The organism is Acidovorax sp. Root219 (genome assembly GCF_001428665.1).
Classification (GTDB): Bacteria; Pseudomonadota; Gammaproteobacteria; order Burkholderiales; family Burkholderiaceae_C; genus Acidovorax.
Genome location: NZ_LMIJ01000008.1, coordinates 120,769 through 135,931, shown reverse-complemented (window position 1 = coordinate 135,931; position 15,163 = coordinate 120,769). Strand labels below are relative to the sequence as shown.

11 protein-coding genes are annotated in these 15,163 nt (G+C 68.4%); 2 read left to right on the top strand and 9 right to left on the bottom strand.

All coding sequences use genetic code 11. From position 1 onward, the window contains the following. The first annotated feature begins 114 nt into the window (after nucleotides 1–114). The gene (locus ASE28_RS07920) at nucleotides 115–594 is read left to right on the top strand and encodes a DUF4124 domain-containing protein (protein WP_057199656.1); all 480 of its coding nucleotides are present in this window, start codon (nucleotides 115–117) and stop codon (nucleotides 592–594) included. 110 nt (nucleotides 595–704) lie between these two features. Here the strand turns inward: ASE28_RS07920 and ASE28_RS07915 are convergent, their stop codons facing one another. The 5 genes from ASE28_RS07915 to ASE28_RS07895 all read right to left on the bottom strand — a co-directional run bounded on the left by ASE28_RS07915 (nucleotide 705) and on the right by ASE28_RS07895 (nucleotide 8,550). After that, nucleotides 705–3,158: a TonB-dependent receptor gene (locus ASE28_RS07915; RefSeq protein WP_057266009.1), complete on the bottom strand. Its 2,454-nt coding sequence runs from the start codon at nucleotides 3,156–3,158 to the stop codon at nucleotides 705–707. Nucleotides 3,159–3,265: 107 nt separating this feature from the next. Then, nucleotides 3,266–4,291 (bottom strand): FecR domain-containing protein, encoded by a 1,026-nt coding sequence (locus ASE28_RS07910; RefSeq protein ID WP_082603970.1) that lies wholly within the window; start codon nucleotides 4,289–4,291, stop codon nucleotides 3,266–3,268. Beyond that, entirely contained in the window at nucleotides 4,288–4,800 is a 513-nt protein-coding gene (locus tag ASE28_RS07905) for a sigma-70 family RNA polymerase sigma factor (protein ID WP_057199660.1), read from the bottom strand. Before ASE28_RS07905 ends, ASE28_RS07910 begins: the two co-directional genes overlap by 4 nt. Nucleotides 4,801–5,025: 225 nt before the next feature. Next, nucleotides 5,026–7,209: a TonB-dependent siderophore receptor gene (locus ASE28_RS07900; protein WP_057266007.1), complete on the bottom strand. Its 2,184-nt coding sequence runs from the start codon at nucleotides 7,207–7,209 to the stop codon at nucleotides 5,026–5,028. A gap of 207 nt (nucleotides 7,210–7,416) precedes the next feature. Next, the gene (locus ASE28_RS07895) at nucleotides 7,417–8,550 is read right to left on the bottom strand and encodes a sterol desaturase family protein (protein WP_057199662.1); all 1,134 of its coding nucleotides are present in this window, start codon (nucleotides 8,548–8,550) and stop codon (nucleotides 7,417–7,419) included. A gap of 113 nt (nucleotides 8,551–8,663) precedes the next feature. Between ASE28_RS07895 and ASE28_RS07890 the strand changes: the two genes are divergently transcribed. Next, the gene (locus tag ASE28_RS07890; protein WP_057199663.1) at nucleotides 8,664–9,167 is read left to right on the top strand and encodes an acyl-CoA thioesterase; all 504 of its coding nucleotides are present in this window, start codon (nucleotides 8,664–8,666) and stop codon (nucleotides 9,165–9,167) included. Between the two features lie 30 nt (nucleotides 9,168–9,197). Here the strand turns inward: ASE28_RS07890 and ASE28_RS07885 are convergent, their stop codons facing one another. The 4 genes from ASE28_RS07885 to ASE28_RS07870 all read right to left on the bottom strand — a co-directional run bounded on the left by ASE28_RS07885 (nucleotide 9,198) and on the right by ASE28_RS07870 (nucleotide 14,746). Further along, on the bottom strand, nucleotides 9,198–9,890 hold the full coding sequence (locus ASE28_RS07885) for a type IV pili methyl-accepting chemotaxis transducer N-terminal domain-containing protein (RefSeq protein ID WP_057266005.1): 693 nt from the start codon (nucleotides 9,888–9,890) through the stop codon (nucleotides 9,198–9,200). A gap of 190 nt (nucleotides 9,891–10,080) precedes the next feature. Continuing rightward, on the bottom strand, nucleotides 10,081–10,911 hold the full coding sequence (gene cobA / locus ASE28_RS07880; protein WP_235516069.1) for a uroporphyrinogen-III C-methyltransferase: 831 nt from the start codon (nucleotides 10,909–10,911) through the stop codon (nucleotides 10,081–10,083). Continuing rightward, nucleotides 10,908–11,843 (bottom strand): DNA-binding protein YbiB, encoded by a 936-nt coding sequence (gene ybiB, locus ASE28_RS07875; RefSeq protein ID WP_057266003.1) that lies wholly within the window; start codon nucleotides 11,841–11,843, stop codon nucleotides 10,908–10,910. The genes cobA and ybiB overlap by 4 nt, the downstream gene beginning before the upstream one ends. Before the next feature lie 62 nt (nucleotides 11,844–11,905). Next, a complete protein-coding gene (locus tag ASE28_RS07870) occupies nucleotides 11,906–14,746 on the bottom strand; it encodes a nitrate reductase (protein ID WP_057266001.1) in 2,841 nt (946 codons plus the stop codon). Nucleotides 14,747–15,163 lie beyond the last annotated feature (417 nt).

The window sequence follows — 15,163 nt, the reverse complement described above, 5'->3', positions numbered from 1 at the left end:
GCAACCCGGCTGCGCCCGGCGCCTAGATTGCGGCCCTGCCAGACCCTCACGCACAGCCGATTTCCCGGTTTCAGTGGACTAACATGTGCCATCCATCCCGCAAGGACTGCCCCCATGACCATGATCCGCTACGCCGCCTGCACCCTGGCGCTGGGCTTTCTGGCCCCGGCCTGGGCCATCAACAAGTGCACGGATGCCGATGGCAAGGTGTCCTTCCAGGACGCATCCTGCCCGGGCCAGGGCGAGAAGATCGAGGTGCGCCCCGCCCTGGAGGGTGCCACGCCGATCCCGTCCCCGCCCTCCACCTCCAGGGAGGGGGCGTTCGGCCCCACATGGCAGCGCAAGAACCACCTGCAGAACCAGGGCGTTCCCCAGGCACGCATGGCCCTGGAGCGCAACCAGAAGGAATGTGCAGCGCAACCCCTGGAGGCCGCGGCCAGCGCGGGTCCGCTGCGCAGCACCCTGGCATCGGGCACCCAGTTCGCGCAGGAGCGGGCGGCAGCAGCCGGCCAGGGCAAAGCCGCGTGCGAGGCCCGCAGCGAGGAGCTGCGCAAGCAACTGAAAACGCTGGAAGAAGAGCTTGGCGCCCCGTAGTCCCGCGCCTGGGCGCCCGTGGCGTGCTCCTGGAGCACCTGTCCGGACCCCTGTCGCAAGCGGGCTTGCAAGCGTGGCCGTGCAAAAAGACGCCAGGGCGCGCAGGTGCTTCAGAACTCCGTGCTGACCGAGAACAGCGCAGTTCTGGGCGTGCTGCGCGTCAGGAAGCCGGTACGCACTGCGAGCCAATGGGAGGAGTCCGCCACGTTTTCCACGGTCAGGCCAAACACCGTGGGACTCCCGGCAAGGCGGGTGCTGTAGCGCAGGCCCAGGTCGTAGCTGTCAAAGCCCGGGATGCTCTGCGCGTTGTTGGCGCTGGCGACCTGGCTCGACACCTTGGTGAGGCGGCCGGTCGCGGTGAGGCCCGGCAGGGCGGCGATATCCCACTCGCCCTGCACCACCAGCGTGTGGTCGGGGATGCCGATGGCCTTCTTGCCGTCGTTGGCGCCATTCAGGGTTTTCGACTGCACGGCGTCGGACAGGGCCAGGCCGGCGTTCAGGCGCAGGTTCTTGGCCACCTCGCCGTAGAGCGACAGCTCCAGGCCGCGGTTGCGCTGCTCGCCGTCGACCACGAGGAAGTTCGCCCCGTTGACGAAGGACACCGGCTGCCGGATCTGGAACAGCGCCGCGCTGGCACCGAAGGAGCCGCCGTCGTACTTAACGCCGGCCTCGATCTGCTTGCCTTTGAACGGGGGGAACACCTTGCCCGCATTGGCGGTGCTGCCGCCCGCCACGGGCCCTTGCGACAGGCCTTCGGCATAGTTGGCATACACCGAGAAGGTCGGCGCCAGCTTGTAGCTGGCGGCCAGCGACGGGGCGGTGGCCGTCTGCTCGTAGCGGCGCTGCTCCACGCCGCCCGCGAATTCGCCGATGTCCAGCTTCTGGTAGCGCACGCCGGCGATCAGGTGCAGGCGGTCGTCCAGCAAGTGCATGGAGTCCACCACGGCCAGGCTGTCGGAGGCGGTGTCCTGAAAGCGCGCCAGGCGGCCGCCGGTGGGCAACGCGGGCTGGGCGATGAAGACCGGGTTGTACAGGTTGCTGGTGAATGCACTGCCCATGGTCTGGCTCAGGCTGGAGCCGTCCCCCGTGAAGCGCGAATAGCCGACCACCACCCGGTGCTTGACCGGGCCGGTGGCAAAGCGCATGCGCCAGCCCAGTTCGCCCGAACGCAGGGCCGAGTTGGTCTGGAAGATGCTGGGCTGGGCGGTGAAGTTGCCGCTGGCCGTGGTGATGCGGGTGCTGCCGGCGTTGACGTTCGACTCCTCGTAGTCCACGCCTCCAAGCACGCCGAACACGGTGGAGTCGGGCGTGATGTCGTACTCCACCCGCGAGACCACCGAAGAGCTCTTGGTGTCGCTGCGGTCCCAGGGCTGGCTGATGGCCTGCGCCGTCGAGGGCGGCGCGGGCAGGGCAAAGCCTTCGTTGAAGCGGTGGAACTGGGCAAACCCGTCGAACTGGCGCTGGTTCTGTGCCACGTCCAGGCTGGCGCGCAGCTTCTCGCCTGCGAAATCGAGCGCGGCCGACAGGTGGTCGATGCCCACCTTTTCATTCGGCACGCCGGTGGAGCCGCCGCCGCGCGTGGCGGCGTTGACGCGCACGCCCCACTGGTTGTCAGCGCCGAAGCGGCGCCCCGCGTCCAGGTGCGCGCCGGCCTGGCCGTGGGATGAGGCGGACAGGGTCAGCCGGGTCAGCGGCACATCGGTGCCGCGCTTGGGCACGAGGTTGATGGTGCCGCCCGTGGTGGTGCTGTTCGGGCCGATGCCGTTGAGCAGCGCGCTCGGGCCCTTGAGCACTTCGATGCGCTCGAACTGCTCCACCGCGATGCGCCGCGTGTCCACCACCGCAAAGGTCTCGTTGAACGAGATGTCCTGGCTCAGCATGGGCAGGCCGCGCAGGAAGAAAACGTCCACGGCATTGCTCTCGGAGTTGGTGGTGCGCACGGCCGGGTCCGCGGCCAGCACGTCGATCAGCCGCCGGGCCTGCGCGTCGCGCGCGGCCTGCTCGGTGTAGCCGCTGATGGCGAAGGGCGCATCGAGCAGGGCGGTGTTGCCCAGGGCCCCCAGGCGTGCGCCCTTGGCGACCTGGCCGCCCGCGAAGGGCTGGTACAGCTGGTTCGGGTCGCGCGAGCCTTCGACCGTCACGGCCGCCAGGCTGCGCTCCGCCGTGCCAGAGGCGGCGACTGGTGCTGCAGCGGGGGCTGCAGTGGGCGTGGGGGCCGCAGGGCGCACGGTCAGCGTGTCGTTGCCCAGGCGCACCAGCGCCAGGCCCGAGCCTGCGAGCGCACGCTGCACCGCTTCTTCCACCGCAAAGCTGCCGCGCACGGCAGGGGCGGTCTTGCCGCGCAGCAGTGCCGGGTCTGCGGTGAGGATCTTGCCGCCCTGGCGGGCCATGCGGGCCAGGGTGTCGTCCAGGGGGCCGGCGGGCAGGTCCCAGTTCTGTACGGTACCGGCCTGGGCCACCAGCGTGTCGCCGGGGGCGTGAAGGGTTTGCGCAAAGCTGGCGCCGCAGAAGGCGGCGGTCAAGGCCGCCACGAGCAGGCGGGGGCTAAAGGAGGGGCTGGGCATGAAATCGGTTCCTGTGCTGAAGGTGGAAAGAGGGTGCTTCCCTCCTTGTCCAGCGAGCCGCGCCAAACCCCTCACGCAACAACAAAAAAAGTCGGTGAGCCGCTTTTTCAGGTGGCAGCCAGGTCAATCAGGCTCAGCAGCGGGCCGTAGCGGGTGACGGTGATCGGCTGGGTGTCCACCAGGGCCTGCAGCGCCTGCCCGGTGTCGTTCAGGCGGAAAACGCCGAAGACCCTGAGCTGGGCGGCCGCCGGGCTGATGCGTACCAACCCCTTGCGCCAGGCGCCCAGTGCGGCGACCACATCGCCCAGCGGTTCGTCGCGCACATCCAGCACGCCTTCGGTCCAGCTGGCCTGGTGTGCCATGGGCTGCTCCGCCATCTCGATGCGCTGGCCATCCATCCAGGCAGCCTGGCCTTCGCGCAGGATGCGCTGTGCGCCATCGCCGGTCTGCAGGGCCACGCTGTGCTCCAGCACCACCACCAGGCTGCGATCCGCTTCCTGGCGCACGAGGTAGCGGGTGCCCATGGCCTGGGCGGTGCCATGCCGGGTCTGAACGACGAAGGGGCGCGCAGGCAGGCCCGATGACCGATCGGCCAGGGCATCGCGGGCCACCTGCACCAGCAACTCGCCTGCGCGTAGCCGTACCAGACGGCGCCCGTGGTCAAAGTGCACATCGGCTGCGCTGCGGGCGTTCAGGTCCAGCCCGCTGCCATCGGGCAGCAGGGTGTGGCGTGTCTCGCCGGTACCGGTGTGCAGGTCGGCCAGCAGCCCGCCCAGCGGCTGGCTGCGGTGGGCGAGGGTCCCGGCGCCCACGCTGGCGAGCAGCATCAGGGCCGATCCGCCCACAATGCCCCTGCGCTGGCGCGAGACCGGCGCTGCCGCTGCGGTCAGGCTGCGGCGCACGGCCGGCAACTGGCCTGGGTGGCGCTGGTCGATGTGGTGGATCTGCCCCACGGGCTCTGCGAGCACGCCCTGCACACGCTGCCATGCGGCCTGGTGGCGCGCATCGGCCGACAGCCAGCGCGCAAAATCTGCGTGCTCGCCTGCGCTGGCGCTGCCGGAGGTCAGCCGAACCTGCCAGTCCACGGCGGTGGCCAGTGCATCTTGCGCCAACCCGCAAGGGCCGCTGCTCATGGCTGGCCCACGCCGGTATCCTGCCTGCAGCAGTGCAGGTAGGCCTGCTTCATGTAGCGCTCCACACTGGCCACCGAGATCCCCATCTCGCAGGCGATCTGCACATGCGTCAGCCCATCGAGCCGGTGCAGCAAAAAGGCCTGTTTGACCTTGGCAGGCAGGCCGTTCAGGCGCTGGTCGATGGCCTGCAGCGCCTCGTGCAGCACGGCCAGATCTTCCGGCGACGGTGCCGTGGCCTGCGGCGACTCGGCCAGCGCTTGCAGGTAGGCCTGCTCCAGCTCGCGCCGGCGCCAGTGGCTGAACAGCACCCGCTTGGCCAGCGTGGTCAGAAAGGCGCGGGGCTCGACCACCTGCTCGATCTCCCGCGCGGCGAGCACGCGCACGAAGGTGTCCTGCGCCAGATCGGCGGCACCGTGCGGGCACCCCATCTTGCGCTGCAGCCAGACCACCAGCCACGCATGGTGGCTGGCATACCAGCGGCCGGCGGGGTGGGCGGAAGGTGGGTTCATCGCAGTGCAGCCATCAAGCAACGGGATGCCGCAGTCGGTCTGGACTGCCGCATCTTGCGGCGGTATGGCTCAGTTTCCCGCGGCCCGTTGAGAGCGCGCTGCCTAAAAGCCAGGACCGCCGCGCAAGGGCCGCCCCGCCGCGCTGGCGGTGTCCCCCTTCCCGAGTGGCGCAGCCATTCGAGAGAAGGGGTGAAGGCGCGCAGCGCCTCAGGGGGATGTACCGAATCAAAATGCCGCGCGCATCGTCAGGCTGACGTTGCGCGGGTCGCTGTAGTTGCCATAGTCCAGGTTGGCCCAGTACTTCTTGTTCGTCACGTTGTTGACGGCCAGGGTGGCGCTGAGCTTGGGGTTGAACTGCCACGAGGCGCGCAGGCCCAGGACTGCCGTGGGCGACTGCTTGACCGTCACCGTACCGGTGGGGTGCGGGATGTTGAAGCCTTCAACCGAGCTTTGCCACACCAGGTTGCCGCCCACCGACAGGGGTGCGAGCGCACCCGACAGCTGGTAGTCCGTGCCCAGCTGCAGCAGGTAGTCGGGCAGGTTGGCGTAGATCAGGTCCGTGGGGGCGCGCGTGACCCTGGCGCGCGTCAGGCCTGCGCTCACGCGCCATTGCCTGGTGGCCATGCCCGCGAACTCCAGCTCGAAGCCGGTCGACTTGGTGCCGTTGACCGCCACATAGGGCAGCGTGCCATCAGGCAGCGGCGTGGTGATGGCGCCATCGCGCACGCCGTAGTTGTCCTGCTTGGTCTGGAACACCGCGAAGTGCGCCTGGATGCGGCGATCCAGCAACTCGGCCTTGAGGCCAGCCTCGGCATTGCTGCCGATCACGGGCGAGAGCGGGTTGTTGTTGCGGTCCTTGTAGTTCTGCGGGTTGAAGATGCGCGTGTAGCTGGCGTAGGCCGACAGCGTGGGCGTGATGTCGTACACCGCGCCGATGTAGGGTGTGACCTTGCGGTTCTCGTCCTGGATGGCGCTCTTGCCGGCATAGGTGCCGGTGGTGCCGTAGCTGTCGCTGTGGCGATGCCAGTCAGTCAGGCGCACGCCGGTGAGCAGCGACAGCGGGTCGGCCAGGCGCCAGCGCGCCGAGGCGAACAGCCCCGTTTGCTGCGTGATCTGCGTGCGCCAGGCGCCGGTCTTGGAATACGCTGGCGCCGGCGCACTGCCGTCCCAGGTGTAGATGTTGGGGACCACATAGCTCCAGTTGGCCACCGAGCTGTAGCCATCGGTGCGCGTGGCGATGCGCGTGGAGCTCATGCCCACCATCATGTCGTGCTTGCGGCCGCCGAGCTCGAACTTGCCCGACAGGTAGGCATCCACCGTCTCCTGCTTTTCGCTGCCGCCGCCCACGGCGGCGTACAGCGTGGTGCCGGCGCCCGTTGCGGGGTTGATGAAGGGCGCCAGCGAGGTGGTCCTGCCATAGCCGTAGGTGCGCAGGCTGAAGGTATCGCCCTCGGTGTGGTTCAGCGCCGCTTTGAGGTTCCAGTCATCGTTGATCTGGTGCTCCAGCGTCGCGTACAACGTGCCCGAGGTGCGCTCCCAGCGCGTCCAGGGCGGCGAGAAGCTCACGGACGTGGGCAGGTCGATGGGCGAGCCATCGATGGCAAAGCGCGGAATGGTGCCCCAGATCGGCGCCTTGGGGTCGTTGGACTGCCGCTGGTAGCCCAGGGCCACCACGGTGGAGCGGCCCAGGTCGGCCTCAATGGCGGCGAGCAGGGCAGTCTTGTCCTCGGAGTAGCGGTCGCGGAAGCTGTCCTTCTTCTGCGGGGCGACCACCAGGCGGCCGCGCACGCTGCCGTCGCTGTTCAGCGGGGCGTTGATGTCGAGCTCGCCACGGTAAAGGTTCCACGAGCCCGCGGTGAGCGCGACCGAGGCTGCGAACTCGCGCTGCGGGCGCTTGCGGATCATGTTGATCGTGGCCGAGGGCACGCCCACGCCGGTCAGGATTCCGTTGGCGCCGCGCACGACCTCGATGCGCTTGTACAGCGCGGTGTCGAACTCCTGGTTGGTGCTGCTGCTGTACGAGGGCAGGCCGTCGATCTGGAAGTCGGTAACCTGGAAACCGCGCGCGTAGTACAGCGGGCGCTGCGTGTCGTAGAAGCTCACGGCGATACCGTTCACGTTGCGCAGCACCGAATCGATGCTGGTCAGCGACTGGCGCTCGATCTGCTCGCGGGTCACCGTGGTGGTCGATTGGGGCGTTTCACGCGCGGTCAGCTGCAGGCGGGTGGAGGCGCTTTCGCGCGAGCCTGACACGGTGACGCTGTTCATCGCTTTCGGGGCCGTGACCTGGTCGGGGGAGGCCGCAGGGGCGGCGTCCTGCGCATGGGCGGCAGCGGCCAGGACCGTGGCGATGGTGGCCAGCGCCAACGGATGCAGGCGGCAGACAGGCTGCCTGTGGAAAACGGACATGGAGCACTCCTCGAGTTTGAAAGCAGGCAACTGGCTGGCAGCGCTGCAACAACAAAAGGGCGCACGGCGTGGCTGGTTTATGGCTCCAATTGTAACTTTTAAATGACAATCATTCTTGATTGTGGCGGCTGAAAACCGGGGTTTCCAGGGCAAGCGCGTTGCGTTTGCGCCTCATTTGTAACGCCAGAGGGCGTTTGCGCGGCTCGCTCAGCCTTTCCAGGTGAATGGAAACTTGAACTGCTTCACGAAGCCGTTGGGCACATAGTCGCCCAGCACGCCGTAGTGCTCGGGCCACAGCTTGGTGCTCTTCACGGCGGTGCCGAACAGGTGGTCGAGGAAGGCGAAGTGGGCCGCATAGTTCTTGTCCAGGGCCTCCTGGTCCTGGCTGTGGTGCCAGTGGTGGAAGTTGGGCGTGACCAGCACGTAGCGCAGCGGCCCCAGGCGCACGCTCACGTTGGCGTGGTTGAACACGGCCTGGAAGCCAACCACGACGATGTAGGCGTCGATCACTTCCTTGGAAAAACCGAACACGTAGATCGGGGCCAGCACCAGCGTGCGTGTGATCAACAGCTCAAGGATGTGCTGGCGCGAGCCGGCCATCCAGTCCATGCTTTTGACGCTGTGGTGCACGGCGTGCAGGCGCCACAGCACGGGCACCTCATGGTAGGCGCGGTGGGTCCAGTACTGCACCAGGTCGGCCACCAGCACGATGAGGAACAGCGCCACCCAGAAGTTCAGGCCCTGCACCCAGCCGCGGATGCCGTCGCTGGCGGCCCAGCCGAAGAACTTGTGCACGACCAGGTTGGTGGCCAGCAGCACGAAGCCCACCACCATGTGGTTCACGATGAAGTGGTGGAAGTCGGTCTGCCACTCGGCGCGGAAGATGGGCTGGTCCTTGCGCAGCGCGAACAGCTTTTCGATGAAGATGAAGATCAGCGAGCTGCCCAGCAGATCGAGGATGAACCAGTCCAGGCCGATGTAGGGCGTGTTGTCGGGGAAGTTCGGGTTCACCTCCACCTTGTGGCCACCCAGGAAGGCCGCCAGCGCCACGGTGGTGAAGGCGAACGTGGCCAGCCAGCGCGAGCGGTTGAACAGGATGTTGACCAGCGAGATGCCGCCCGCTACGGCCATGGCCGCCAGCATGATGTAACGGATCACATTCACGTCGTAGCTCTTGCGCAACTGCGGCGTGGTCAGGTACTCGGGGAAGTGGAAGGCCAGCACCCCCAGGAAGCAAAGGATCGCCAGTGTGAGGGCGATGACCCCTGACACGAGCCCGCGCCCGGTGCGCAGCGCGCCATGGCTTTCGGTGAATTCATTGAGTTTGTCGATTTCGAGCATGTTTTACCCCTCTGCGCCCAGGTCGTGGATGGTTGCCCGTGGCTGTGTGTCGCGAGTGTAGCGGGCGCCCGAAGACGGTGTTGTAACCGTCATCGCACGTAAAATCAGAGTCCATGAACATCCCCTCGCACCAGTTGAGCATGACCGTGCTCATGTCCCCGGACATGGCCAACTTTTCCGGCAACGTCCATGGCGGCGCTGTCCTCAAGCTGCTCGACCAGGTGGCCTACTCCTGCGCCAGCCGCTACTCGGCCTGCTACGTGGTCACGCTCAGCGTGGACCAGGTGATGTTCCTGCAGCCCATCCATGTGGGCGAGCTCGTGACCTTTCTGGCCAGCGTCAACTACACCGGCTCCTCGTCGATGGAGATCGGCATCAAGGTGGTGGCCGAGGACATCCGCTCGCAGGTGGTGCGGCATGTGAACAGCTGCTTTTTCACCATGGTGGCGGTGGACGAGGCGCGCAAGCCCGTGCCGGTGCCCCCGCTGTCGCCTTCCACCGCCGAGGAGCGCCGCCGCTGGGATGCCGCGGTGATGCGCAAGACCTTGCGCAAGGAACTGGCCGCACGCTTCGAGCAGGCCCGCTCGGCACCCGTGCCTGCACCGCTGGCCGCCTGACTGCGGACCGGCAGGGCTGGGGCGCCGCATTCAGCGGTTGCGCCCCGCCAGCGACACGGCCTGCAGCGAGAGCCCGTCGATCTCGTTGGTGATGCCCGAGAGCACGTTGGCCACCACCGCGAACTCGCGGCCATGCTGGCCCGCGCGCGCGGCCATCACCTGGGCGTTGAAGCTCACCACCTTGGCCTCGCGCGCCACGGTCTGGATTGAGGCGACGATGCCCGCCAGTTCCTTCATCAGCGTCTCGGACTTGGCCTTGCCCAACTGGTCAAAGGCCGTGGTGGCCGTGTTCAGCGCATCCAGCGCGCCGTCGGTGATCTCCACCAGGCGCGCCAGGGCTTCTTCCACGCGCGGGCTTTGCCGCTCGGCCAGCTCCAGCGTGCGCTCCACCTGCTGCATGAAGGCGTCGATGGTGGGGCCCACGCCGGCAGAGCCCTGGTAGGTCGTGCGGATGCGCTCACCCATGGCCACATCGAGGTGGCGCGGCGTGTCCACCAGCCTGGCATGGCTTTCACTGAACAGCGCCAGCGAGCTGCGGGCCGCCTTCAGGTGCAGATCACTGCCGCGCGTGGCCAGCACGGTCTGCAGCACCATGCGCTGCGACAGCATGCGCTGGCGGGCGGCGAGGTTGACCAGCGACATCTCGCCATCGCGCGGCGCTGGGGTGGTGGGGGCGGGCAGATTGCCGTGGCTGCTGCGGGCGGAGAGGGGGTAGGCTGCCATGGTGTGATCCTGTGTGGTGTGCCATCGGGTTGTCGCTACACAACTAGCAATACCCGGGCCAATGCATGCCTGTTGGCCCGCCCCTGGAGCGTGCACACCACGGGCTGCGCGCAGGCAAAAAACAGGCCCGGCGATGGGATCGCAGGGCCTGCTGAGCGGGCGAAAGGGCGGGCGAAAAGGTGCGGCGCGATCAGGCGAAGCGCAGCTTGTTCGCCGGCTGCGGCACGGCCGCTGCGGCAATGCCCTGCACCACGTCGCCGACCACGATCACCGAGGGGCTGGCCAGCCCCTCGCGGGCAATGGTGGCGTGCAGCTCGCCCAGTGTGGTCACGGCATGGCGTTGCTGCGGCAGGCTGGCATGCTGGATGATGGCCACGGGCGTGGCGGCGGGCAGGCCGGTGAGCAGCTCCTGCTCGATGGTGGCGGCACCGCTCACGCCCATGTAGATCACCAGCGTCAGCTTGGCGTCGCGTGCGGTGGCGGCCAGTTGGCGCCAGTCGGTGCCGGCGTCGCCGGGTTTGGCATGGCCCGTGACGAAGACCACGCCGTGCGCGTGCTCCCGGTGCGTGAGGGGCGCGCCCAGCGAGGTCAGCCCCGCCAGGCCGGCGGTGATGCCGTTGACCACCGTGACCGGCACGCCTGCGGCACGCAGGTGTTCCACCTCCTCGCCGCCGCGGCCGAAGATGAACGGGTCGCCACCTTTCAGGCGCACCACGTTCTCGCCTTCGTTCACGGCCATGAGCATCAGCTTTTCGATGAAGGCCTGCGGCGTGCTCTTGCAGCCGCCGCGCTTGCCCACATGCACGATGCGCGCCGTGGGCGAGGCGTAGGCCACGATGGCATCGCTGACCAGGTCGTCCACCAGCAGTACGGTGGCCGCCTGGATGGCCTTGAGCGCCTTGATCGTGAGCAACTCCGGATCACCGGGGCCGGCGCCCACCAGGGTGCAGGAGCCGCCGGTGCCCAGGTGCGGGCGGTCGTGCTGGGGCGGGGGTGCGGATGGATTCGTGGGGCGGTTCATGGCTGTGTCTCCGGCATTCTGGGCGTGGCTGTTTGACCGGTGATGTGCAAGATATGTTCCACCTGCCGCGTCAGGGCAGGTGGTGTCGGCAATTCGCCCGCGAGCACGCGGCGCGTGTAGTCGGCCGTGGTGGCCACGTCGATCTCGGTGGGCAGGCCGGGCACCTCGCTCGCGGTGCCGGGCTCCTGCTCCTGCAGCACATGGTGCACCCCGGCCACGAAGGCGTCGTAACGGGGTGTGCGGCGCGGGTCGGCCGCCACTTCGCCCTCGAGCCCGCGCGAGAGCAAAGCGTTCATGCCCATGGCGCTGAAGGTGTTTTGCAGCATCTCGAAGTATTCGGGGTGCGTGTAGCTCGTGACCACCACGGCCGCACCGGCGCAGGGGTTCATGAGCTTGACGGCGCTGTGCCCCGCATTGCGCAGGCCCACGGTCTGGCGCACGGCCAGCAGGCGGGCCAGCCCCGGGTGCAGCAGGCCGGTGGCGATGTGGGCCACCGCGCCATCGGCCACCTTGCGCGGTGCGGTGAGTGTCGGCACGTGGAGTGCTTCGAGCACGTCGGAGGCAAGGATGCGCCGCGCCTCGGTGCGCATGCCGTGCAGCAGCACGGGCAGGCCCTCGCGCGCCAGCAGCAGGGCCAGCAGCGGGGTGAGCACGGGCAGCTTGCGTGCACCGTTGTAGCTGGGCAGCACCACCAGCGGGCGGTCGCTGGCGGGCAGCAGGGCCATGCGGGCATGCGTGGCGTCCAGAAATCCGCACATCTCCTCGGCCGTCTCGCCCTTGATGCGCATGGCCAGGCAGAAGGCGCCGATCTCCAGGTCGGTCACCGTGCCGTCCAGCACCTGGCCGAACAGGTCCGTGGCCTGCTCGCGCGTGAGCGGCTTGGCCCCGCGCGGGCCGCGGCCGATTTCCTTGATGTACTGGCTGATGCCCATGGTGGGTGAATGGCTCTTTGAAGTGGGGCTGGGTATTTTCTCGCAACCCAGCGAACTTTTGGTTATATGGCGGCGATTGCGATGGCTGTTTTGGCGAGCGGTCCGGTGGCGCGCACCATGCGCTTGAGCTCGGGCAGGCAGGAGCCGCAGTTGGTGCCGCAGCGCAACTGGCCCTGCAGCTGGGCCAGGCGCTCGTCGTCGGTGCCGTGGCAGTGCGCCAGTTGGCCGGTGATGGCCACGTCGGTCACGTTGAAGCAGGTGCACACCGTCTTGCCGCGCGACTGCACTGCCACCGGGGCCTTGGCACTGGGCACGAGCAGCAGGCGGCCATAGCTCTGCGCGGGAAGCTCTTCCTGCAGCAGGGTCTTGATCCAGCCCTGGGCGCTGGTGTCGCCGGCCAGCACGATGGCTTCGAGCGTGCTGCTGCCGTCGTCCCGCCGGGCCAGGCGCGCGGCGCGGCGCTGGCCGCGTTTCCTGTCGGCATAGCGCAGGGTGTCTGCGGTGGCCAGGCCCAGCAGGGCTTCGATGCGCTCGATCAGGGCGTCGGGTGGCGCCTCGTGGCCTGCGGCGCGCAGCAGCACGCCGGTGCGCTCGCGGCCTGGCTCCGACAGCGGGGTGTTGTTGCTGAAGGGCACGCAGCTGGCAAACGGGAAGGCATCCATCAAGGCCGACAGCGATTCGCGTGCGGCCAGGGCCTTGTCGCCTGGCAGCCAGGCCATGGCCAGCAGCGTCCACGGCATCTCGGCCTTGAGGATCTTCACGGCCGCGTGCTTGAGCTCGGGCTGCTTGGAGGTGGGGCAGTAGGCCGAGGTGGTCAGCGCGTTCACGCCCGACAACCGCTCGCCGGAGGATGACTGGCCGCTGAGGTACTCACTGCCCCAGTGCATGGCCATGAAGGCCTGCGACAGGCCCATGCTGGCGTCGGCCATCACCGGTACGACGATGGTGCCGCGCTTGCTGGTGACGTGCACCAGGTCGCCGCTGTGCAGCTTGCGCTGCGCCATGTCGTCCGGGTGCATCTGCACCGAGGGCTCGGCCACATGGCCGAACAGCCGGCCCAGCGTGCCGGTGCGGCTCATGCCGTGCCACTGGTCGCGCAGGCGGCCGGTGGTCAGGCCGAAGGGGTAGCGCGATTCGCGCGGCTCGGCCACGGGTTGCCAGGCATGGGCGGCAAAGCGCGCACGGCCATCGGGCGTGGGGTAGATGCCGTCTTCGTACAGGCGCACCTTGCCGTGGGCAGCACCCTCGGGCAGTGGCCACTGCTGCGGGCCCTGCGCTTCGAGCAGGGGCCAGGAGAGGCCGGTGATGTCCAGGTCGCGGCCGCGCGTGGTTTCGCGGTGCTCGTTCCACACCGCCTCGGCACCGGCATCGGCGTCGCTGGTGGTGTAGGGGAACAGGCTGGGTGCGCCGGGGCGCAGCCGCGCTTCCAGTTGGTGCGCAAACTGCACCGCAATGGCCCAGTCGTGGCGCGTCTGACCGGGTGCCGGCACCGCAGTGCGCACGCGGGAGATGCGGCGTTCGCTGTTGGTCACGGTGCCGGTCTTCTCGCCCCAGGTGGTGGCGGGCAGCAGCAGGTCGGCGTACTGCGCGGTGGCGGTGGTGGCAAAGGCCTCCTGCACCACGACGAACTCGGCGCGCTCCAGCGCGCGGCGCACGGTGGCCTGGTCGGGCATGCTCTGGGCGGGGTTGGTGCAGGCGATCCACAGCGCGCGGATCTCGCCGTCGGCAGCGGCCTGGAACATCTCCACGGCCGTCTTGCCGGGGCGCGAAGGCACGTCGGCCACGCCCCACAGCGCGGCCACCTCTGCGCGGTGCGCGGGGTTGGCCAGGTCGCGGTGCGCGCTCAGCAGGTTGGCCAGGCCGCCCACCTCGCGCCCGCCCATCGCATTGGGCTGCCCGGTCAGCGAGAACGGGCCCGCGCCCGGCTTGCCGATCTGCGCCGTGGCCAGGTGCAGGTTGATGAGTGCGGCATTCTTGGCCGTGCCGCTGCTGCTCTGGTTCAGGCCCTGGCAGTACAGGCTGAGCGTGGCCTTGGAGCTGGCGAACCACTGCGCGGCCATGGCCAGGTCGGCCTCGGGGATGCCGCACACCGCGCTCACGCGCTCGGGCGTGCAATCGGCCACCAGCGCCTGGAGCGCCTCGAAGCCGGTGGTGTGCGCGCCGATGTAGGCAGCATCCACCCAGCCTTCGCGCAGCATGAGGTGCAGCATGCCGTTGAACAGCATCACGTCGCTGCCCGGCTGGATCGGCAGGAACAGGTCGGCCATGCCCGCAGTGTCGGTGCGGCGCGGGTCGGCGACGATGACCTTCATGCCCGGGTTGGCCGCGCGCGCGTCCTCGATGCGGCGAAACAGGATGGGGTGCGCCCAGGCCGCGTTGCTACCCACGAAGAACAGGCATTGCGCGTGCTTCACGTCGTCGTAGCAGGCCGGCGGCGCATCGGCCCCCAGCGTGGCCTTGTAGCCGGCCACGGCGCTGCTCATGCACAGGCGCGAGTTGGTGTCGATGTTGTTGGTGCCGATGAGGCCTTTGGCGAGCTTGTTGAAGACGTAGTAGTCCTCGGTGAGCAACTGGCCGCTGACATAGAAGCCGACGGCGTCGGGGCCGTGCTGCTCGATGGTGTCGGCGAATTTCTGGCTCGCCATGTCCAGCGCGGCATCCCAGGTGATGGGCAGTGCTTGTTGGCCGCGCTGGGTGCGGTGCAGGGGGTGCAGCAGGCGGGTTTGCAGGGTGACGGGGCTGGCTGCGGTGAGGTGCAGGGTCGAGCCCTTGGTGCACAGGCGGCCGAAGTTGGCGGGGTGGGTGGGGTCGCCGCGCACGCCGGTGATCTGCGGGCCTTCGGATTCGATGATCACGCCGCAGCCTACGCCGCAGTAGGGGCAGGTGGATTTGGTTTCTTTCATGGGCGTGGTCTTTGTTCTTTGTCCGTGGTTGCTTCGGTGCTTTGCTGAGGGCGGAGGCCGGGATGTGCGCCCGGCGGCGCACCTACTTTCTTTTGCGTCGCCAAAAGAAAGTAGGCAAAGAAAAGGCGACCCCCAGTCTGCGTCCCTCCGCTTCGCTACGGGCAACCTGCGATGCTCGTTCCTGGGGTGGCGTCGCAGAACTCGCTACGTTCTTCGAACTCCGCTCAAATAGCTGCGACGAGCTAGACANNACGCACCCACCCCAGGCCCTGCGCTTCTCGGCGCAGCCAGCAGGGGTGGGGAGCGGGTACCACCCGGCTGCTGCTCTGGCAGCTACGCCGGGTGTCGGTTACGCGCTGCGCGCTGTCGACGCGCCTGACTATCGCCCTGGCGAGCCGAGCGCAGCGAAGGACCACA